This window comes from Plantactinospora sp. BC1 (genome assembly GCF_003030345.1).
Classification (GTDB): Bacteria; Actinomycetota; Actinomycetes; order Mycobacteriales; family Micromonosporaceae; genus Plantactinospora.
In genome coordinates, this window is the sequence record NZ_CP028158.1 from 6,709,561 (window position 1) to 6,727,999 (window position 18,439).

An 18,439-nucleotide genomic window follows, 5' to 3' on the forward strand; every position below is an offset into this window, starting at 1 on the left:
GCCTGTGCGGTGCCGAAAGTCGTCGTGCGCCCTGTGGTGGCTGGTCGCCTGACCTTCGGACGTACCATCGCCGCCTGACCACCGGGCGGCTTCCACCACCGGGCCGCTTTCCGTCCTGTAGCCGACCGGAACCGCACCCGGGTGGGCCCGGGCGCGTTCGCTAACCGAACCGGTCGGCGAGCTTCGTCAGCTTGCTGACGTACGCCGGCCAGTCGTAGTCGTCGGGGAGGTTGCTGCTCTCCCGCCGCAAGCCGATCGCCATGTCGTGCTGCTCGCGCATGATGTCCGCGTGACCGGCGTGCCGGGCGAGGTCGCAGATCACGTGGACGATGATCCTCTGCAACGTCACGACATCCTGCCCCGGCCGCCACCACGGCACCCGCCCAGGCGCGTCGAGCGGTAACTGTTCGATCGTCTGATCCGCGAACTCCCCGACCCGACGGTAGAGGTCGATCAGCCCGTCCTTCGTCTCGTCCTCCCGGGCGTACCAGTCCGCCTGCGGGTCCTCCTCGAACGCCTGCAACGGGACCAGTTCCTCAGGCGTCGGGAACTCCCGCCCGAAGGTGGGCCCGAAGTAGCCGGCCTCGACATTGAGGCAGTGCTTCAGAACTCCCAGCAGGTTGTTGCCGGTCGCGGTGCGGGGCAGTCTGGCCTCGCGTTCGCTCAACCCGTCGAGCTTCCAGATCAGGTTCTCGCGAATCGCCCGGAGGTAGTGGTGCAGCGCAGCCTTCGGATCGCTCAGATCAGCCATGGCTGCCAGTCTTCCCTATCAGCCCGAGCCACCGTACGAGGAGTCACTCGCAGGATCAGGGGTCCGCCGGAGGAGCCGGCATCTATCGAGAGAGCATCTGCCATCCGCGTTCCTGCCAGGGCTCGTCCCGCCGCCGGAGTGCCCCGGCACGGTCCTCGGCCGTGGACCGCGCGACCCTGGCGTCATCCGCACTCATCCAGCCGTCGCGGCACGCCTGCTCGTACTCGTCCCAGTCTTCGATCTCGACCCGCGAGTCCCGCCGGTGCAGCACCGGGTCGAGTTCGAGATCGACATACCGCCAGCCCACCCCGGTGCTCTCCGGCGGAAGGCACACGTCGATCTCAAGCCGTGGATCAGCAGGATCGTCGACCCACCACGCCACCCATGGCCGGCCCGCCGCGAGCAGCACCACGACGGATACCGGAAGGACGCCGCTGTCATGCGGGGCGCCCCATGGCGAACCGGCAGCGCCCCGCAGCCAGGTCCCGTCACGGTCTTGACGGACCTGCTGAAGCTCGAACCAGAAGACGCCCCCAGGGCGCTTGATTTTGCAGAGCCGCACGTTCCCGCCGTCCTGGTCCGCGCCCATGGGAACAGGTTAGGGACGGACGGAGTACCGCCGCGACCCGGCGCCCAGGGACGGTTCCGGGGCGTACTGTCTGCTGACCGATGAGCCGGGTCGGCCGAAGCGGAGCGGCCCGATCACACGCGTCACTGACCGCCTGCCGACGACGATCGGGTGCTGTCACCCGCCGACGCGTCGTATCTTGACCGGGATGACGACCTGGATCACGCGCTTCGGGTCACCGGCCGACTCGGACGGGCGTCTCCGGGTCGCCGTCAAGGACGCGATCGACATCGCCGGTGTGGTCACGACGGCCGGGTGCGCGGCGGTGCGTGCCCGGGCGAGCCCTGCCCGGACGGACGCGGGGTGCCTGGCCGGTGTGCGGGCGGCGGGCGCACTCATCGTCGGGAAGACCACGCTGACCGAACTCTGCGTCAGCCCGGTCGGCGACAACGCGGTGTTCGGTACTCCGGTCAATCCGCTGGCGCCCGATCGCATCCCCGGCGGCTCGTCCAGTGGCAGCGCGGTAGCGGTCGCCAGCGGCGAGGCGGACGTCGGGCTGGGCACCGACACGGGTGGGTCGGTGCGGATCCCGGCCGCGTGTTGCGGGATCGTGGGACTGAAGACGACCTGGGGCCGAGTGTCGACCGCAGGAGTCTGGCCGCTGTCGCCCAGTCTGGACACTGTCGGCCCGCTGGCCCGTGACGTCGCCGGCGTCGTCACCGGAATGCGCCTGCTGGAACCGGGCTTCACGGTCGCTCCGCGCCCGGCCCGCCTCGTCGGTCGACTGCGGATGGACGGCGTCGACCCCGCGGTCGAAGACGCCGTCGACGCCGCACTGGGCGCGGCCGGGATCGCCGTCCGCGAGGTGCGACTGCCCGGATGGCAGGCGACCTACGGCGCCTTCGGCACGATCATCCTGGCTGAACTGTGGCGGGCACACCGTACGCTGCTGGACGCCGAGGGCGTCGGTACCTTCGTCAACGACGGCCTGCACGCGGGCCGCGCCGTGGGTGCGGACCGGTTACGCCGGGCGATGTCTGCCCGCGCGAGGTGGCGGTCGGAGGTCGCGGCCGCGCTCGACGAGGTGGGCGTGCTGGCGTTGCCGACCCTGGTCGCTCCGCCGCCGTTGCTATCGGATTTCGCGGGCTTCCCACTCACGCAGCTGACCGCGCCGCTCAACCTGGCCGCCGTTCCCGCGCTTGCGATGCCGGTACCGTCACCCGGCCTTCCCGTGCCCGTCAGCATGCAACTTGTCGGCCCCGTGGGCGGCGAGAATCTACTCTGCGCCACCGGGCTCGCGATCGAACGCGCACTTCAGCCGGCCCGCTAGCACGGAGCTCGACGAGCCGTGCCGGCTCGGATCATCCGACCGGCGCGGCCGGGTCGGGTCATCGACCGACTGTCGATGCGCCCCGAGCGCAGGGCCCGCGCGGCCGTACGCGGCAAGGGCGTGGAAGGCGGCCTTCGGCGTCCACGAGCCGTCCGGCAGTACCCGGACGATCCCGCGCGCGGCCAGGTCGAAGTCCCGCTCCGGGTCGCCGGTGGTCGGCAGGTGCCGGTTCGCGAAGGTGTACACGAAGGCCGCCTCGACTCCGCCGGCCTCGTAGTCGCGCAGCAGGTCCACGACGTAGCGGGCCTGGCCCTCCTCGTCGCGCTCCAGCTCCGCGGTGAGGCTCGCGGCGCGGCCGTGCTCGTCGTACGTCACCGGTTCGGTCCGACCCGCGACGTCGGCCGCGCCGCGGAACGTGCAGCAGCCGAACTCCGTCACGGCGTAGGGCTTGCCCTGTCCCACCGCGGCCGACAGGGTTTGCGGGAACGCCGCGGCGTTGGTCACGTCACGGTATCCGGCGTCGCTGGCGATGATGTCGAACGGTGCCCAGTCCACGGCCTCCATCGGGATCGAGGCGTAGCCGACGGGCCCGCCGAAGCGCTTCCGCACCGCGGGCACCGCCTCGGCGAGGAAGTCGTGCACGGCGGCGCGGGCGGCCGGGACCGCCTCCCGCAGCCGCATCGGGTCGGTGAAGAGCGCCATGCGCTCGGCCAGGTCGCGGCCGGGCAGGAAGCCGTCGGTGAACATGGCGATCTCGGAGCCGGTGAGGTAGACGACCGACGCCCCGCTCTGCCGCAGCCGTTCGGCCCGCTCCGCGCCGTCGAGCACGAACGCCATCAGCGCGTCGCGGTCGAGGCCGTTGGTGAACGGGCAGTACCAGACTTCGAGCCCGGCCTCGGCGGCGAGTCGCGCGGTCAGTTCGAGCCGGTCCTGCACCCCGCCGGTGACGCGGACCGCGTCGCAGTGCAACTCGTCGCGGATGACGCGCAGGTCGCGCCGCACATTCTCGGGGTCGAACGGCTCGTGCGTCGTGGAGCCGGCGCTCACGAAACCGGTGTCGTAGTTCATGCCGAAGACGCGCATCGGACGACTCTCCTCACTCGTAAGGTACGCCGCGTACCCTATAGGGTACGTGCAGTACCCTGCAAGGCATGGGCACGAGGCGCCGGGGCGAGGAGTTGGAGCGGGCGATTCTGCACGCTGCCGCGGAGGAGCTGCGCGAGTCGGGCTACGCCGGGATGACCATGGACCGGGTCGCCGCCCGAGCGGGGACCAACAAGAACGCCATCTACCGCCGGTGGCCGCACCGGGCGGCGCTGGGCATCGCGGCGTACCGCCACCTCTCCGACGCCGTGATGCCGAACCCCGACACGGGCACCCTGCGGGACGACGCGCTGGAGATGCTGCGGCGGGCGAACGAGACGTGGTCGTCGCCGCACGGGGCGATCCTGCGCGGGCTGCTCGCCGCCGCGGCCGACGACCCCGAACTGCTGACCCTCATGCGGCAGCGGTCCGGCGCGGACACCATGGACCGGGCCTGGCTGGCGATGCTGGAGCGCGCCGCAGCCCGGGGCGAGGCACCCGCTGCCGCCGCACGCCACCGGGTGGCGACGACACCGATGATGCTGCTGCGCGCCGAGTACGCGACGCGCGGCGTCCCCTCCGTGCCCGACGAGGTACTCGTCGAGATCGTGGACGAGGTCTTCCTGCCACTCGTGCGCGGCCACGCCTGAACACGGCGGGCGTTGCCCTGGGCTCTACGGCGTAGCGATGCTCGGTCCGACGGCCTGTTCGATCTCCTCGACGAGCCGGTCGGCGGGGCGTACCCCGAGAAGCACGCGCTGCATGACGCCCTGGTCGAAGAGCACCGAGGTCGGGGTCTGGGTCACGCCCCAGGCCCGGGTGGTGACCGGGTTGGTGGCCACGTCGACCGTGGCGACCAGCAGCCCGTCACCCAGACGCTGCGCGACCTCGGCGAGCACCGGGGCGAACGCCCGCCGAACCTCGCCGCCGGAGGGCAGGAACACCAGCAGGACCGGTGTCGGGCTCTCCACGACCCGGGCCCGGTAGGTCGCGTCGGTGACCGGAACGACGTAGCTCATAGGTCCTCCTCCGGCTGACGCTTCCATTCGAAGGCGGTCCGCCATCGGTTGTCGTCGTAGAGGTAACTGAGGAATGCGTCGGTGACCGCGTCCTTGGTCTGCGGAAACGGCGCGGCGTAGGCCCGGTCGGGGCCACCCTCGCGGTAGTCCACGTCCAGCCGGCCGTCGTCCAGCGCGTAGGTCTGGATGTAGTAGTGCGGCCGGATCCGGAGGACGGCGAACCGCGGGCCACGACTGTCCAGGCGGTCGATCCCGGCCCGGATGTCGGCCTCCGTCGCGTCGTCGATCGGGTCCCGGTCCTCGATGTCAAGATTCATCGTCGACGCCCTCGGTGAGGAACCTGTGCGCGTACAGCAGCAGGTCGGTCAGCTCGATCTCCCGACCCTCGCCGCCCTCGGAGGCCAGCCGTAGGCCGTCCTCCCAGTACGCCCGGCGCAGCTTGTTCTGGAAGTTCTGGAAGTCGATCCACGCGCCCTCGGCCTGATCGAGCTTGCGCAACTCGCTGTACAGCAGGTCGGTCCTGGCGAGGCCGAGTTCGCTGCCGATGCTGCCGCCGCCGGTCTTCGGGTTGTCGAAACGCATCTTGAGGAATGGTCTCGGCAGGCGGTGGATGTCGGCGGATTCCAGGAACTTGTTGAACCGGTCGACCGCCTCGATCTGCGACTCGCGACCGGAGAACTCGCAGCGCCATGCCGGAAACACCTGATAGGTGACCTCGGCGAGTTCGGGAATCTTTTTGTGCAGCCGATAGACGGCGGGGATCACAGCGCCGACCGTGTCGAACTCGTAATTGGAGCCCTCCGGTGGCGTGTAACCCTCGAGAACCGCGAACGGCACGGCGGCCAGCACCTCGGTGCTGCGCTCCCGGGCGAAGGACAGGACGCTGGCCATGAGTTCCTCGTCCCCCTCGCCGCGCACGTTCATCTGCACCGCGTGCGCGCCGTCGGGGGTGAGGGCCAGTCCGTAGGTGAACATGGTGCCCAGCGACCAGGTCCACGCATCCTGCACCCCCGGTAGGGGGCGCACGCCGCTGAAGCCCTGGACGATGTTGGCGATATCGGTCACGACACTCCAGTTCGGTTACCGGCAGCTACGCGTCCTCGGGGTCGGACATCAGGAGGCAGTATATCCGTCGCCCGTTTCCTGCTCGTATCTCAACCCCAATGTCGCGCCGCCTCTGGAATTCTCCGACCGCAGCATGGGCTGGAGATTATCGACGTTATTGTACCAGTCATTTCGATACTGCCTGGTATTGAACCGGCCATTCTCGTTCCAGTCCTGCACCACTGGTTTGTTGTGTTCGTAGGTGATCGCGTCGCCCTCTGGAACGTCGATAACCTCACCGTTGTCGTCGAGCCAGGTCAGGTCTTCCTTGGGCACCCGCTGACCGCCGGGCGAGCGCGGCCACTCTCCGGCGACCGCACCCTCCACGGTGTATCTGCGGGCCATCTCGTCGTGCGTGGACTCGCGGTAGCCGCCGGGGTACTCGGTGTCGCGGTTGTGCGCGCCAGGCGGGGCGGTCGGGTCCTTGGCGTACCCGCCGTCCGGCCCGTGCAGCCGCCCGTTGTCGTCGTACTTGTAGCCCTCCGGTAGCGGCTCGCCGGTGATGGTGCTGTTCACCGGCGCCCGGGTGGTGGAACCGGCCGCGCTCGCGTTGCCCACCCGACCGGCCTCGAACGCCGCCTGTACGGCCGCCTGGCCCCCGTCGACACTGCTGGCGTTCCCGCCGGAGCTCCTCCTCGGTGACGGCGCGGCGTCACCGTCGTCCCCGGTACGGGTCGTCGAAGGAGTGTCGGTGCCGGTATGGGATCCCCCGCTGCCTCTGGCCATCGGCGCCCTACCAACCCTCGGCCGCGAGGCGAATGGCCGGCTCGGTCATGACGACGCCCCCAGTCGTACGGAAACTCCGGTCGCGCTCATGCTCAGCTGCCCATCAGCGTCTTCAGGTTGGTAAGGCTGGTGATCAGCGCGCTGGTGTAGCTGGCGATCCGGCCGGCCCATTTCAACACCGCCGACACGATCTGCGCGGCGACCACCGGAATCGTGACGATCAGCAACGCCTCCGCCGCCCAGACGATCACCCGGGCGACCAGATCGCAGATCAGATCCCGGACGATGTCCCGGGTGAACTGCACCAGGTTGCCCGCCGCCTGGGTCGCCGAGGCCATCGTCGCCGCCAGCACGGAGAGACCGCCGATTCCGTCGACGTTGTTGGCCATCTTGCTCTGGTACGCCTCGGCCGCGCTGCCGCCCCAGTCAGGCAGATCCGACGCGAGGCTGGAATAGAGGTCCTCGGCCATGGTCTGCAGCGCACCGGCCATGTTCTTCCACGTCTCGGCGTGCGCGACGACCAGGTCCGGGATACCGGTCAGCTTGTCCAGCACCTCACGCAGCGGCTCGAAATGCTCCATCGCCCAGCCGAGCCCGTTGGCCAGCAGGGCGCTGAACGGATCGATCACCGTGGCCGCGGCCTCCATCGCGAACGCCCCGCCGGCCAGCAGCCCGTCGACCCAGGAGCCGCTGTTCACCGACTGGTGGAGGCCCTGGAACCCCTCGGCCAGCGACGACCCCGTCCACGCCGTACGCGACGAGGTCGGCGTGGCTACCAGCGCGTTGTCGGCGACCATGACGGCGACCTCACCCCATTCCGCCGGACCGGCGCACCCGGTCCGAGGACGAACGGTCAGCGGACTCGTACGCCCGGGCGGCGGTGGTCAACGCCTCCGACGCCAGCGACAGGTTCTCCTCCACGTACGCGTAGAGCGCGTCCTGCCGTTGGTGCCGGGCCTCGAGAATCCCGGCGATCCACCCGCACAACAACCCGTAGGCCTCGTCGTTCTGCGAGATCGCGCGGCTGGCGCCCTTGATCGCTTGCAGCTGGTCCCGCACCGCCAGCACCTTGGCCGCATGCCGGTGCAACTGCGCGGGGTCGACGTTGAACGCGTCGGCCATCGCCTATCCCCTGCCCAGCCCCGGGGCGGGCGGCCCGGGGACGCCGTCGGTGGAATCCGACCGCTCGAGCAACTGCTGCATCCGATCACCGATCGTGCGCGCCGCCACCGAGTCAGGCCCCATCGTCTCGATCGCGATCTCCCGCGAGCGATCGGCCGCCTGCACCCGCGCCTGACGCAGTGCGGACATCACCGCCCGCGCGACCACCTCCGGATCGAACCGGTGGATCCGCTCCGTGAGCTTCAGGTCGACCAGGACGCCCGTGGAGTCGACCGTCACCTCGGCCAGCCCGTTGCCGTCCCGCGCACTGGCCCGCAGCTGTCCGATCTGGTCGCTCATGGCCTGCGTCTTCGCCGCCATCGCCTCGACGCGCTGCTTCCACGACCGCAAATAGTCACGCGCGCTGTCCGGATCCAGAAACGCCTCGCCGTCCGGGATCCCCGCCATGGCCGCCACCCCCGCTCGCCGCTCGACGACCTGCCGAAGTCTAACAACGACATGCACAGTTGATCACATGGCCGTACCGCACCGCCACGGCCGTCCGAAGTGGTGTCAGCGACACCAGCCGGTCGCAGTCCGGGCCCCGGCACGGGAGCCACGGTGCCCCGGCCGGCGGGCACGTCCGGCGATCGCGGCCGGTCCCCTCGGCACCGTCCGACTCCTCGACGAACCCTCCCCGACGGGCGACGCAGCGCAGTGGACCGGCGACCCGTACCGTCCGAGAACTCGGTTTCGGCTACGCGGCGGTGCCATCGCCGTGCGACCAGGTCCCGAGGCCAGCGCGACAAGAGCGGTCGGGGTGACGGAGTACGCCGACCACAGCGCCCGTCGAGGCAGCCTTACCATTCCGGCCAAACGCAGAGGCATTCCGCAGAGAATCTATGTCGGATGTTTCGGTACCTGTCGCGTCGACGATGGACACGACCGAGCGTCGTCCCCGCCGCCAGGCCCGGTCGCCCGGTCACACGCCTCTGCTACCTGCCCGAACATGCATTCATCGACATCCCGGCCCCTCGATTGTTTCCGGAACATTTCCGGAAGTCGTTGACAGTGCGGTCGGTCGATATCGATACTGGCCCTTTGGCAGACATGCATGCGCGTCGATCAGTGGTCGTCAGCGTCGAGGAGGTCCGGTGAACAGCACCCTGAGACAGCGTAGGAAAGTTACTAGAATGGCCTTGCCGACGGCGATGCTGTTGCTAGTGGGCAGCGCTGTGACGGTCCAGTCCATCGGCCCGGCCGCTGCGGCCGAGACCACGCTGCGGGCCGCGGCCGCCAAGGCCGGGCTCTTCTTCGGCGTCGCCGCCTCACCCGGCCGGCTCAGCTCGATCGTCGGTCAGGAGTTCAACCAGCTGACTCCCGAGAACGACATGAAGCCGTCCACGATCGCCACGTCGAGCGGTGGACTCCAGAACACCGGAAACGCGGACACCCTGGTCAACTACGCCCAGACCAACAACATGCTGGTCCGCGGCCACACGCTGGTCTGGCACTCACAGGCCGGCGCGCTACAGGGTGCCAACCAGGCGACGCTCAACACCTTCATCGGCAACGCCCTGAACCGCTGGGGCAACAGGATCGCGTACTGGGACGTCGTCAACGAGGCGCTGGACGACAACAACACCGGCAACCGGCGCAGCCAGTGGCCGCACACCCTGAACCGGGACGCGAACGGCGACGGTGACCTCTTCGACACCGGCGACACAGACGTCATCCGGGACTCGTTCATCCGGGCGAAGCAGGTCGTGCAGGCTGGCGGGCTGACCACCAAGCTCTGCATCAACGACTACGACGTCGAGGGCCTGACGGTCCGGGGCGGCGTCCAGAACCGCAAGGCCAACGCACTGTACGAGATCGTCCGCAACTATCGGCAGTACATCGACTGCGTCGGGTTCCAGGCCCACTTCAACGACAACCCGAACAGCATCATCACCGACGACCTACAGGCCAACATCCAGCGCTTCGCCGACCTCGGCGTGGAGGTGCACCTCACCGAGCTGGACATCGACGACGACCTGAGCAACAACGACATCGGCGCGGGCCAGGCGGAGAACTACCGCAAGGTCGTCCGGGCCTGCCTGAACGTCGCGAAGTGCACCGGCATCACCGTCTGGGGCATCGCCGACAGCGAGTCGTGGCGATCCTCGGAGCGGGGCCTGCTCTTCACCGGCGGCAGCGGAAACTACCAGAAGAAGGCCGCCTACCACGCGGTCCTCGACGAGCTGAACAAGGGCCGTGACGTCTCGACCGACCCGACCTCGCCGGGCACCCCGCCGACCCCGTCAGCGTCGCCGTCGGTGACGCCGTCCGTCCCGCCGACCACGCCGCCGAACCCGACCACCGGCTGCTCGGCCACGGTCTCACTGAACTCCTGGACCGGCGGCTTCGTCGCCACCGTGAGGGTCACCGCCGGCACCGCACCGATCAACGGGTGGACCGTCGGGATCGCCCTGCCGTCCGGGGCCACCGTGACCAACAGCTGGAACGCCAACCGTACCGGCACCAGTGGCACCGTCCAGTTCAGCAACGTCAGCTACAACGGGTCGGTGAACGCCGGCCAGTACACCGAGTTCGGCTTCCAGGGCTCCGGCACGGCCACCGGCCTCACCCCGGTCTGCACCGCCTCCTGAGCACCGCCTGTCCCCCGCAACATCAAGATCTGATCGCGTACTCGTGCAGGGTGGACGTACCGCGGCGCCGCCTCGGTACGTCCACCCGCGGCCCACCCGTCCCGCGATCGCCGGAAGCTCGACGTTGATCCAGATCTCCGTCGTCTCGCCTCTCACGCGTTCGCGGCTGCACCGGCCAGTGCTTCGAGGGGCACACCCGGATCGGCGAGCCGGGCGGGATCGACCCTGGCGTGTCGTCGGGCGAGCTGCTGGAGGTGCTCGTTGACGTCCCAGGTGTTGACGTTCATGCCGGCGGCCACCCCGCCGCCGGTGAGCCAGAAGGCGATGAACTCGCCGCTGCGCGGGTCACCACGGAAGACGACCCGGTCGAAGCGCGGGCTGTAGCCGGCGTACTCCATGCCGAGGTCGTACCGGTCGGAGAAGAAGTAGGGGGTGTCGGTGTAGGCAGTGGCTTCACCCAGCATGTTGACGGCGGCGGCCCTGCCCTGGTTGATGGCGTTCGACCAGTGCTCCACGCGGATGTGCTCCCGGTAGCCGGCATGCCAGGCCCGAGCCACGTCACCGGCGGCGTAGATGTCCGGGTGGCTGCTGCACAGGTACTCGTCGACCACGATGCCGTCGTCGACGGCGATGCCTGCCGCAGCGGCGAGCCCCGTACGCGGTACCGCGCCGATACCGACGACGACGAGGTCGGCCGGGATGGCGGTGCCGCCGGTGGTGCGGACCTCCTCCACCCGCCCGTCTCCGTGCAGCGACCGGACGCCTTCCCCGAGGTGCAGGGCGACTCCGTGGGCGGCGTGGAGGTCGCGGAAGACCGCACCGACGTCGCCGCCCAGGACCCGTTCCAGCGGGACGGTCCCAGGGTCGATCAGCGCGACCGGCAGTCCCCGCTGCCGTAGCGACGCGGCGACCGCGTCCGTCGAAGCCCCGGGCGCGTAGCGCTTCGGCGGCCTTGGCGCCGGCGAGGCTGGCGCCGACGATCACGAAGGTCTGCTCGGTGGGCATGGGTCCTGCTCCGTTTCTGGTCTGGGCCGACGCTGTCAGCGACGGACGCCGGTGAGGGCGAAGAACTCCTGCCGGGTGGCCGGGTCGTCGCGGTGCAGGCCGAGGAGGGCGGAGGTGAGGGTGCGGGCGCCGTAGGCGCGGACGCCGCGAAGTGACATGCACAGGTGTTCGGCTTCCAGGACCACGGCGACGCCCTTCGGGCGCAGGTTCTGCTGGAGGTAGTCCGCGACCTGCCGGGTGAGCCGTTCCTGCACCTGCAGCCCCCGGGCGAAGTGCTCGACGACCCGGGCGAGCTTGGACAGCCCGACGATCCGCTCCTCGGGCAGGTAGGCCACGTGTGCGACGCCGTGGAACGGCAGCAGGTGGTGCTCGCACAGCGATCGGAACGGCACGTCGCGGACGAGGATCAGCTCGTCGTACCCGCCGTCGTTGGGAAACGTGGTCAGCGTGAACGCCTCGGGGGTGAGTAGTTCGGCGTAGGCCGCGGCCACCCGCCGGGGAGTGTCACGCAGGTGTTCCGAATCGACGTCCTGGCCGAGCGCGGTCAACAACGCGCGAACCGCGTCCTCGGCGGCCGCCAACTCCACCGGCGGCGCGGCCCTGGCCAGCCGCAGGTACGGTGGCCGTGGTGCCGGGTCCACCGGCGGGCACTCGGTCCAGGCAGTGCTGGTCATGGTCGTCTCCGTCCCTGTCGCCTCATCCGCTCTGTTCGGCTCGGCTCAGCGGCCCGACCGGTTCGGCGCGTTCACGGCAACGGCGAGGCGGGCCAGGGTCAGCGCTGCGAGCATGAGGCCGACGTCCCGGAGGGCGACGTCGAAGAAGTCGCCGAGCAGCAGCAGGTTGACGATGATGCCGCCGAGCCAGGCGGCGACCAGGTATCCGCCGAATCGGGGCAGGACGGCGACGGCGATGCCGGCGACGATTTCGATGACGCCGACGGCCAGCATGGCCTGGTGGGCCGTGCCGGGTACGAGCCGGTCGACCGCCGGGGCGAGGTAGCGGTCCCAGTCGGTGAGGAGGCCCGAGAACTTGTCCAGGCCGAACGTGACGGGCGCGACGGTGAAGGCGATCCTCAGCAGCCAGAACGCCTGGTACGTCGGGTCGGTCCTGAGCCGCTCGGCGGACGTGCCGGTGCTGGCGGATCGGGCGGCGGCGATATTGGTCATGGCGACTCCCTCTAACGGATACTATTGCCGACGTTAGAGTGCGAGAATCTGTTTCGTCAACGATCATGTCCGTTACACTCGACCGGAGAGTAGGAGGAGCCCGGATGCCCGAGGAGTTCGATACGCAGGTCGAGCGGATCGCCGCGCTCGGCGAACCGGTCCGGCGCGAGCTCTACCAGTACGTCGTCGCGCAAGACACCCCGGTCGGGCGCGAGCAGGCGGCAGCCGGTGCCGGGGTAGCACACCACACCGCCAAGTTCCACCTGGACAAGCTGGTGGCCGACGGTCTGCTCGACGCCGAATACGCCCGCCCACCCGGACGGGGCGGTCCCGGCGCGGGTCGCCCTGCCAAGCTCTACCGGCGGGCGGCTCGCGACATCTCGGTGAACCTGCCCGACCGCCGCTACGAACTTGCCGGCCACGTCATGGCCGAAGCCATCACGATCGCCGCCCGGGACGACATCCCGATCATGGAAGCGCTGCGCGCCGCCGCGGCGGCCACCGGCCGTAGTCTCACCGGTGGTGCCGCGACCGGCGAAGACCCGGGGCCGGGCGGCCCGATCGAGAGGGTCGGTGAGCTGCTCGCGTCCAACGGCTACGAACCCAGGACCGCTGACGGCACCATCACCCTGGCGAACTGCCCCTTCCACAACCTCGCGCAGACCTACACCGAACTGGTGTGCGGGATGAATCTCGGGCTGATCGACGCGCTGCTCGACGGCCTCGGCAGGACCGAACTCCGTGCCCGTCTCGACCCCGGACCCGGCCGATGCTGCGTCACCGTCACCACCCGATGAGCGCGGCCCACCGTGAGCACGGACGAGCCGTGCCGTGACCCACCCACTCATCACCGTTGGGCACGGGACCCTCAGTCAACAGGAGTTCGCCGCCCTCCTGAAGACCGCCGGAATCGTAGAGCTGGTAGACGTCCGCCGCTTCCCGGGAAGTCGACGCCACCCTCACTTCAGCCGGGAAGCCCTCACCGACTGGCTCCCGGCGGCCGGCATCCGCTACCGGTGGGAAGAACGCCTCGGCGGACGCCGCCGGCTGCCGCCCGAATCACCGGACGTCTGGTGGCAGGTGGACGCGTTCCGCGCGTACGCGACCCACATGCGCACCCCGGAGTTCCAGGACGCCATGACGACCCTCACCACCCAACTTGAGGTCTCCACGTTGGCGGTGATGTGCAGCGAGAGCGTGTGGTGGCGCTGCCACCGCCGTCTCATCGCCGACTTCGCCGCCAAGGTCTGTGAGATCCCAGTACGCCACCTCGCCCACAACGGCCGGCTTACCGAACACGCCGTCGCACCGGGCGCGAGACTGTCAACCACGGGATCGCTGGTCTACGACCTCGCCTGACCGGTCCGCGTCGATTGACTGCGCGGGTGTCGTCGGCATCTTCATACCCGGCGACGAGATCATGGTGATCTTTTCCGCGGGCTGAGCTGCCGCAGTTGGCGCCTGCCAGCGCTGGCGCGCCCGCTGCGTGGTGAGCACGAAGGCTGACCCGTGCGGCAATGCGCCGCCACCCCAGTCGTTGATACCTAGATCAGCTATGCCTAGGATATATAGGCATGGAGCTGCGTGGGCATCTGGACCTACTGCTACTCGGCGCATTGCGCCGGGCTGAGCCAGCACATGGCTATGCGTTGATCGCTGCATTGCGGGATCGGTCCGATGGCACTTTTGATCTTCCGGAGGGCACGGTCTATCCAGCGCTGCACCGCCTGGAACGCGACGGCCTGGTGAGTAGCGAGTGGGACGCAGGTGCTCCTCGGCGGCGTCGGGTCTACCGCTTGACCCCGTCTGGGGTGACGGCGCTGACAACGAAGCGGCGAGAGTGGCGCACGTTCGCGCAGGCCGTACAGGCGATCGTGGGGCAGGACGTCAAGGAACTCCCGGCGTGACTGGCAAAGGAGAGCACGTGGGACCTTCCGGCCAGGACCCGACGGCGGCTGTGGGCGTGGTCGACCGTCACCTCGACGAGATGTTCGACCAGCTGGCCGGGAGTGGAGCAGTTGGCCGGCGAGTGCTTTCGGAGGTGGAGGACCACCTACGAGACGCCGTCGCCGACGAGATGGCGCGGGGCGTTCCGGCAGAACAAGCCGAACGCAACGCGGTCACCCGGTTCGGATCACCGGACCGCATCGCCGGCCCCCTGCGCCGTGCTCGGCGCGGCGTCGCGGTCCGCGCGATGGTCTCCGACGCCTGGCTTCTCGCCGGGCTCGCCGCGCTGTTGTTCGCCGCCACGTACCTGCTCAAGGCCCTCGACGTAGCGATGCTGCGGCTCACCCACCCCGAGCAACTGCCATCATGCCTCGAGCGACCAACGGCGCCGGCCGACGTCTCCAACGCCATCGCCCCATGCGGTACGGGCGCCTCTGCCACGAATGCCTATGCCCGGATAGGTGTGATCGCGTTGTTGGCGGCCGTGGTGGTGCTGACGGCGCGCTGGCTGACCATCCGTAAAACCGCCCTGGCTCCAGCGTCCCAACGCTTCCCGCTCCTCGCCGCCGCGTTGACCGCCGCAGCCGGAGCGGCGCTGTTCCTGCTGTACCCGGTCACCCCGTCCGGGCGGCCTCTGTTCGGCGCCAGTGGCGGCACACCCCTGTGGTGGACCGGATCGTGGCATCAGATCATCCTCGGTGGGCTCGCGCTGCTGACCTCGATTGCCATTGGCTGCGGGCACTTCACCCGAAGGCGCCGCGCCCGAGCCGCCGATCGCCTCGCATAGGTATCGGGAGGCGGCGGTAAACCATACCGAGGGCCCCGCCACGCACCCACTTTCTGCCGAACAGCTCGTGCGGCGACAGGTCGTCTGCGAACTGCGCAGCCTGACGACTCCGGCAGGCGCCTGACGGACGGAGCGGAGCGGGCTCGGCGGCCTCGGCGCACGATGGGCATTGCCGATGCGGTGACCGACCCGGCCCAGGCCCCATGGGCCGGGGACGGGCACTGCCTACCGTCCTCCGTGTCGAGCGGTCAGATCGTGTACGCGGCCGGCGGGAACGGTGCGGCGCCGCTGAACCCGGGGAGTGTGGCGATCACCGGCAGGCCGGGCCGGTGATCGGCCGGTACGGACCAGCGCGGGGTGTCGCTGATCTCGGCGGCGACGACGGGCGCCGGGAAGAAGTCGTAGAACACGTCCGGCAGGTCGACGTCGTCGAAGTGGTCCTCGGGCCGGCCGGGTAGCCCGTTGGCGTCCATCCACTCCTGCTCGAACGCCAGCGGCTCGCCGGTGCAACCCTCGGCGTCACCGAGGTCGAAGGTGCGCACGGTCGCGCCGTCCCGGGCGACCAGCCACGTCGATCCGCCGTCCCGTTCGCCGTGGTAGAACGCGTGAGCCTCGCCGAATTCGGCGCTCAGCCGCTCGACGGTGGCGCGGGCCTCGGCCGGGCGGCCGGGATGGTCCGGCAGTTCGTAGAACACGTCGCACCAGGGCCCGGTGATCGTCGTCCATCCGTCGTTCGCCGGGCTGACGTAGACCAGCGGTTGCCCTGCACGGCAGTGCTCGATCGTTTCGAGGACGGTGTTGGCGAGTTCGAGGGTGACCGGGCGAGGGTCGTGCAGGCCGATCGACGCCATGACGGCGGCCTGGTCGTCGCTGCGCACGGACCACCACCGCAGCCAGCAACCGGAGAGCACGCTCGGGTCGTCCCGGTGCAGGCGGATGCGGACCAGACGCTCGACGAGGGCTACGTCGGCCGGGTCGAGGCCGGGTTCGCCGGCCACGCAGGCGAGGGCGTGGAGCGCGCCGCCGCGCAGCCTGCCCGGGCCGTGCCGGCGCACCGCGACCAGCGCCTCCCGGGTCGCGGGATCATTGTGATCGAACTTCCACAGTACGTCGGTGCGCTCGTACTGGCTGGCCGCCCGCAACTGTTCCAGCAGCGCCCGCACCTCACCGGTCATGGCCGGCAATGTACGGCAAACGAGCCCCTCCGCACGCGGGACGACCGGTCGACGACGCACAGCACGCCGTCCCAGAGCTCCGCACCCGGCAGCGGCTTCCACGCGTCGTCACACCATCGTGGATCTTCGCCGGAGTCCGCCGCAGAGCGGACTTCCGCGTACCCCCGGGTTTTGAAAGGTTGGTGGTGTGTTGGCGGTCGACGGGCGAGAACAGGCCGAGCGCGTGCTGGTCCGCGTGTTCGGGGCGGTCCGGCTGGCACAGTACGCCGCAGCCGGGGTCGCCGCCGTGTCGACCGACCGATCGGCATATCCGCGACCGGGCGTCGTGTTCGGCCTCTACGCCGTCGCCGCCGTATGGTCCCTCGTGCTCTACGGCGGCGCGCTGCGGGGCCGGCGCATCACGTGGGTCGCCGTCGTCGCCGACGTCCTGCTGATCGGGGTGTCACTCGTCGTCGTCGGCCGGTTGACCGCGCCCGGCCAGGCGGTCGGGTGGGCGAACTGGACCGTCGCGCCGGCGAACGCGGCCGGCGTGCTCGTCGTCGTCTTCGGCCCGCGCTGGCTGGCCGTACCGTCGATCCTGCTGCTCTCCGGCTGCTACCTCGCCGGCGTCTGGCGGGATCTCACCGCCGACTCCTCGCTCCTCGCCTCCGTGACCGGCAACATCGGCTCGCTGGTCCTGTTCACCGCCGCCGCCGGATTCGCCGCGACCTGGGTCCGTGCCTGGGCGCGCGCCGCGGACGAGGCCCACGCGTCCGCGCTGGCGGCCCAGCGCCAGGCCGCCGACGCGGCCGCCCGGATGGCCTCGGTCGAGGCCCGGGACTGGGAGCGGCGCCGGCAGTACCGGAACCTGCACGACACGGTGCTGTCCACGCTGACCGTGGGCGCGATGGGGCAGATCGACCTCAACACCGAGCAGTTCCGCAGCCAGTGCGAGCGCGACGCGAGATACCTGCGCTCCCTGATCACCGGGTCGGACGAGGCGATGTCGACGGACCTCGGCGCCGGGCTCGGACGCGTCGTGCGCGACCTGGCGGCTCTCGGGCTGCGGATCGACCACAACGCGGCGGAACTGCCGGCGGGCGTGCCGGGGCACGTCACCGAGGCGCTGCTGGGCGCGACCCGGGAGGCGCTCAACAACGCGCGCAAGCACGCCGGCACCGGACAGGCGTGGTTGACGACCCGGGGCGACGGCGCCGGCGGGGTGCGCGTCACGGTCGTCGACCGGGGCGCGGGCTTCGTGCCCGCGACCGCGCGGAGCGGGTACGGCCTGCTGGGCTCGATCCGGCACCGGGTGGTCGAGGCCGGCGGCCAGTGCGACATCACCAGTACGCCCGGCGAGGGCACCACCGTGGAGATCACATGGAAACCGTCATAACAATCGGCGCGATCGACGACGAGAAGATGCTGCTCCAGTCGTTCGCGAACTGGTTCGGCAGCACGCCCGACATCCGTCTGACGGCGATGGCCGGTTCCGTCGACGAGTACCTCGCCGGACCCGACGCTCCGGCGATCGTGCTACTGGATCTCGACCTGGGCAACTTCACCGACCCGGCGCACAACGTCGCGCAACTGACCGCCACCGGCCGTCAGGTGATCGTCATCTCGGTGGTGAAGGACCGCCGCTGGGTGGTCTCGGCGACCGAGGCCGGTGCGGTGGCCTACATCCCCAAGGAGCGCGATCTGCACGATCTGGCGGACGCGATCCGGGCGGTGCATCGCGGGGAGACGCCGACGTCGCCGGAGCACGCATTCCTGCTCAGCGACGACGACCGTCGGGGTCCGTCGCTGACGCCCCGGGAGCGGCAGATCCTGCTGGGGGTGGCGGAGGGGATGACGCACGCCGCCATCGCGCGCCGGCTCGGCATCGAGAAGAGCACGGTGAAGACACACCTGGAGCGGGTTCGCCAGAAGTACCGGGACGACGGGCGGCCCATCACCAATCCGGGTGACTACGTCAAGCGCGTCGGCGAGGACCCGATCCGGGGTGATCTGCATTAGGCCGTACATCTGGTTTCCAACTGTCTGC

23 protein-coding genes are annotated in these 18,439 nt (G+C 69.9%); 9 read left to right on the top strand and 14 right to left on the bottom strand.

From position 1 onward, the window contains the following. Positions 1-160 precede the first annotated feature (160 nt). Positions 161-751, bottom strand: coding sequence for a DinB family protein (locus C6361_RS29370; RefSeq protein WP_107269711.1), 591 nt, complete (start codon positions 749-751; stop codon positions 161-163). Positions 752-833: 82 nt separating this feature from the next. Then, the gene (locus tag C6361_RS29375) at positions 834-1,340 is read right to left on the bottom strand and encodes a DUF402 domain-containing protein (protein WP_107269712.1); all 507 of its coding nucleotides are present in this window, start codon (positions 1,338-1,340) and stop codon (positions 834-836) included. Between the two features lie 187 nt (positions 1,341-1,527). Here C6361_RS29375 and C6361_RS29380 point away from each other — a divergent pair, with 187 nt between their 5' ends. Further along, complete coding sequence (locus C6361_RS29380) at positions 1,528-2,649, top strand: amidase (protein ID WP_107258809.1); 1,122 nt, start codon at positions 1,528-1,530, stop codon at positions 2,647-2,649. On the opposite strand, the gene C6361_RS29385 is transcribed toward C6361_RS29380, so the two are convergent. Beyond that, on the bottom strand, positions 2,596-3,732 hold the full coding sequence (locus C6361_RS29385) for a hypothetical protein (protein ID WP_234359080.1): 1,137 nt from the start codon (positions 3,730-3,732) through the stop codon (positions 2,596-2,598). The two genes, C6361_RS29380 and C6361_RS29385, sit on opposite strands and share 54 nt — an antisense overlap. Before the next feature lie 68 nt (positions 3,733-3,800). Between C6361_RS29385 and C6361_RS29390 the strand changes: the two genes are divergently transcribed. Then, the gene (locus C6361_RS29390; protein ID WP_107269713.1) at positions 3,801-4,382 is read left to right on the top strand and encodes a TetR/AcrR family transcriptional regulator; all 582 of its coding nucleotides are present in this window, start codon (positions 3,801-3,803) and stop codon (positions 4,380-4,382) included. 24 nt (positions 4,383-4,406) lie between these two features. On the opposite strand, the gene C6361_RS29395 is transcribed toward C6361_RS29390, so the two are convergent. The 7 genes from C6361_RS29395 to C6361_RS29425 form a co-directional block, all read right to left on the bottom strand. Then, entirely contained in the window at positions 4,407-4,751 is a 345-nt protein-coding gene (locus C6361_RS29395) for a co-chaperone YbbN (protein WP_159079537.1), read from the bottom strand. Further along, positions 4,748-5,068, bottom strand: coding sequence for a hypothetical protein (locus C6361_RS29400; RefSeq protein ID WP_107258805.1), 321 nt, complete (start codon positions 5,066-5,068; stop codon positions 4,748-4,750). The genes C6361_RS29395 and C6361_RS29400 overlap by 4 nt, the downstream gene beginning before the upstream one ends. Continuing rightward, a complete protein-coding gene (locus C6361_RS29405) occupies positions 5,058-5,816 on the bottom strand; it encodes a hypothetical protein (RefSeq protein WP_159079538.1) in 759 nt (252 codons plus the stop codon). The genes C6361_RS29400 and C6361_RS29405 overlap by 11 nt, the downstream gene beginning before the upstream one ends. A 48-nt stretch (positions 5,817-5,864) precedes the next feature. Further along, on the bottom strand, positions 5,865-6,371 hold the full coding sequence (locus tag C6361_RS29410) for a hypothetical protein (protein WP_159079539.1): 507 nt from the start codon (positions 6,369-6,371) through the stop codon (positions 5,865-5,867). Between the two features lie 302 nt (positions 6,372-6,673). Then, the gene (locus C6361_RS29415) at positions 6,674-7,378 is read right to left on the bottom strand and encodes a WXG100 family type VII secretion target (protein ID WP_107258802.1); all 705 of its coding nucleotides are present in this window, start codon (positions 7,376-7,378) and stop codon (positions 6,674-6,676) included. A 10-nt stretch (positions 7,379-7,388) separates the two neighbouring features. Further along, a complete protein-coding gene (locus C6361_RS29420; protein ID WP_107258801.1) occupies positions 7,389-7,703 on the bottom strand; it encodes a type VII secretion target in 315 nt (104 codons plus the stop codon). A 3-nt stretch (positions 7,704-7,706) separates the two neighbouring features. After that, complete coding sequence (locus C6361_RS29425; protein ID WP_107271260.1) at positions 7,707-8,150, bottom strand: YbaB/EbfC family nucleoid-associated protein; 444 nt, start codon at positions 8,148-8,150, stop codon at positions 7,707-7,709. Between the two features lie 755 nt (positions 8,151-8,905). On the opposite strand from C6361_RS29425, the gene C6361_RS29430 reads away from it, so the two are divergent. Next, positions 8,906-10,333 (top strand): endo-1,4-beta-xylanase, encoded by a 1,428-nt coding sequence (locus C6361_RS29430; protein ID WP_234359081.1) that lies wholly within the window; start codon positions 8,906-8,908, stop codon positions 10,331-10,333. 152 nt (positions 10,334-10,485) lie between these two features. On the opposite strand, the gene C6361_RS39070 is transcribed toward C6361_RS29430, so the two are convergent. The 3 genes from C6361_RS39070 to C6361_RS29445 all read right to left on the bottom strand — a co-directional run bounded on the left by C6361_RS39070 (position 10,486) and on the right by C6361_RS29445 (position 12,504). Next, on the bottom strand, positions 10,486-11,217 hold the full coding sequence (locus C6361_RS39070; protein WP_369931457.1) for an NAD(P)/FAD-dependent oxidoreductase: 732 nt from the start codon (positions 11,215-11,217) through the stop codon (positions 10,486-10,488). Positions 11,218-11,373: 156 nt separating this feature from the next. Next, a complete protein-coding gene (gene folE, locus C6361_RS29440; protein ID WP_107269719.1) occupies positions 11,374-12,012 on the bottom strand; it encodes a GTP cyclohydrolase I FolE in 639 nt (212 codons plus the stop codon). Positions 12,013-12,057: 45 nt separating this feature from the next. After that, positions 12,058-12,504 carry a hypothetical protein gene (locus C6361_RS29445; protein WP_107269720.1) on the bottom strand — a complete coding sequence of 149 codons (447 nt, stop codon included), beginning with the start codon at positions 12,502-12,504 and terminating at the stop codon, positions 12,058-12,060. A 104-nt stretch (positions 12,505-12,608) separates the two neighbouring features. Here C6361_RS29445 and C6361_RS29450 point away from each other — a divergent pair, with 104 nt between their 5' ends. The 4 genes from C6361_RS29450 to C6361_RS29465 all read left to right on the top strand — a co-directional run bounded on the left by C6361_RS29450 (position 12,609) and on the right by C6361_RS29465 (position 15,238). Next, entirely contained in the window at positions 12,609-13,301 is a 693-nt protein-coding gene (locus C6361_RS29450) for a metalloregulator ArsR/SmtB family transcription factor (protein WP_107269721.1), read from the top strand. A 34-nt stretch (positions 13,302-13,335) separates the two neighbouring features. Further along, positions 13,336-13,863 carry a DUF488 family protein gene (locus C6361_RS29455; RefSeq protein ID WP_107269722.1) on the top strand — a complete coding sequence of 176 codons (528 nt, stop codon included), beginning with the start codon at positions 13,336-13,338 and terminating at the stop codon, positions 13,861-13,863. Between the two features lie 215 nt (positions 13,864-14,078). Then, positions 14,079-14,411, top strand: a complete 333-nt coding sequence (locus C6361_RS29460) for a PadR family transcriptional regulator (protein WP_107269723.1) — start codon at positions 14,079-14,081, stop codon at positions 14,409-14,411. After that, positions 14,408-15,238 (top strand): permease prefix domain 1-containing protein, encoded by an 831-nt coding sequence (locus tag C6361_RS29465; RefSeq protein ID WP_159079541.1) that lies wholly within the window; start codon positions 14,408-14,410, stop codon positions 15,236-15,238. Before C6361_RS29460 ends, C6361_RS29465 begins: the two co-directional genes overlap by 4 nt. A gap of 248 nt (positions 15,239-15,486) precedes the next feature. Here C6361_RS29465 and C6361_RS29470 read toward each other — a convergent pair whose 3' ends face one another. Next, entirely contained in the window at positions 15,487-16,413 is a 927-nt protein-coding gene (locus C6361_RS29470) for a hypothetical protein (protein WP_107269725.1), read from the bottom strand. 187 nt (positions 16,414-16,600) lie between these two features. Here C6361_RS29470 and C6361_RS29475 point away from each other — a divergent pair, with 187 nt between their 5' ends. Together C6361_RS29475 and C6361_RS29480 are read left to right on the top strand one after the other, a co-directional pair. Further along, positions 16,601-17,788, top strand: a complete 1,188-nt coding sequence (locus C6361_RS29475; RefSeq protein WP_159079542.1) for a sensor histidine kinase — start codon at positions 16,601-16,603, stop codon at positions 17,786-17,788. Then, on the top strand, positions 17,773-18,411 hold the full coding sequence (locus tag C6361_RS29480; RefSeq protein WP_107258792.1) for a response regulator transcription factor: 639 nt from the start codon (positions 17,773-17,775) through the stop codon (positions 18,409-18,411). Before C6361_RS29475 ends, C6361_RS29480 begins: the two co-directional genes overlap by 16 nt. Positions 18,412-18,439: the final 28 nt, after the last annotated feature.

Excerpts from the sequence above, each read along its gene's own strand:
- C6361_RS29450 (WP_107269721.1), top strand. The coding sequence starts at position 12,609 with ATGCCCGAGGAGTTCGATACGCAGGTCGAGCGGATCGCCGCGCTCGGC.
- C6361_RS29460 (WP_107269723.1), top strand. The coding sequence starts at position 14,079 with ATGGAGCTGCGTGGGCATCTGGACCTACTGCTACTCGGCGCATTGCGC.
- folE (WP_107269719.1), bottom strand. The coding sequence starts at position 12,012 with ATGACCAGCACTGCCTGGACCGAGTGCCCGCCGGTGGACCCGGCACCA.
- C6361_RS29385 (WP_234359080.1), bottom strand. The coding sequence starts at position 3,732 with ATGCGCGTCTTCGGCATGAACTACGACACCGGTTTCGTGAGCGCCGGC.
- C6361_RS29445 (WP_107269720.1), bottom strand. The coding sequence starts at position 12,504 with ATGACCAATATCGCCGCCGCCCGATCCGCCAGCACCGGCACGTCCGCC.
- C6361_RS29415 (WP_107258802.1), bottom strand. The coding sequence starts at position 7,378 with ATGGTCGCCGACAACGCGCTGGTAGCCACGCCGACCTCGTCGCGTACG.
- C6361_RS29380 (WP_107258809.1), top strand. The coding sequence starts at position 1,528 with ATGACGACCTGGATCACGCGCTTCGGGTCACCGGCCGACTCGGACGGG.
- C6361_RS29425 (WP_107271260.1), bottom strand. The coding sequence starts at position 8,150 with ATGGCGGGGATCCCGGACGGCGAGGCGTTTCTGGATCCGGACAGCGCG.
- C6361_RS29480 (WP_107258792.1), top strand. The coding sequence starts at position 17,773 with ATGGAAACCGTCATAACAATCGGCGCGATCGACGACGAGAAGATGCTG.
- C6361_RS29390 (WP_107269713.1), top strand. The coding sequence starts at position 3,801 with ATGGGCACGAGGCGCCGGGGCGAGGAGTTGGAGCGGGCGATTCTGCAC.
- C6361_RS29400 (WP_107258805.1), bottom strand. The coding sequence starts at position 5,068 with ATGAATCTTGACATCGAGGACCGGGACCCGATCGACGACGCGACGGAG.
- C6361_RS29395 (WP_159079537.1), bottom strand. The coding sequence starts at position 4,751 with ATGAGCTACGTCGTTCCGGTCACCGACGCGACCTACCGGGCCCGGGTC.
- C6361_RS29420 (WP_107258801.1), bottom strand. The coding sequence starts at position 7,703 with ATGGCCGACGCGTTCAACGTCGACCCCGCGCAGTTGCACCGGCATGCG.
- C6361_RS29470 (WP_107269725.1), bottom strand. The coding sequence starts at position 16,413 with ATGACCGGTGAGGTGCGGGCGCTGCTGGAACAGTTGCGGGCGGCCAGC.
- C6361_RS29375 (WP_107269712.1), bottom strand. The coding sequence starts at position 1,340 with ATGGGCGCGGACCAGGACGGCGGGAACGTGCGGCTCTGCAAAATCAAG.
- C6361_RS29370 (WP_107269711.1), bottom strand. The coding sequence starts at position 751 with ATGGCTGATCTGAGCGATCCGAAGGCTGCGCTGCACCACTACCTCCGG.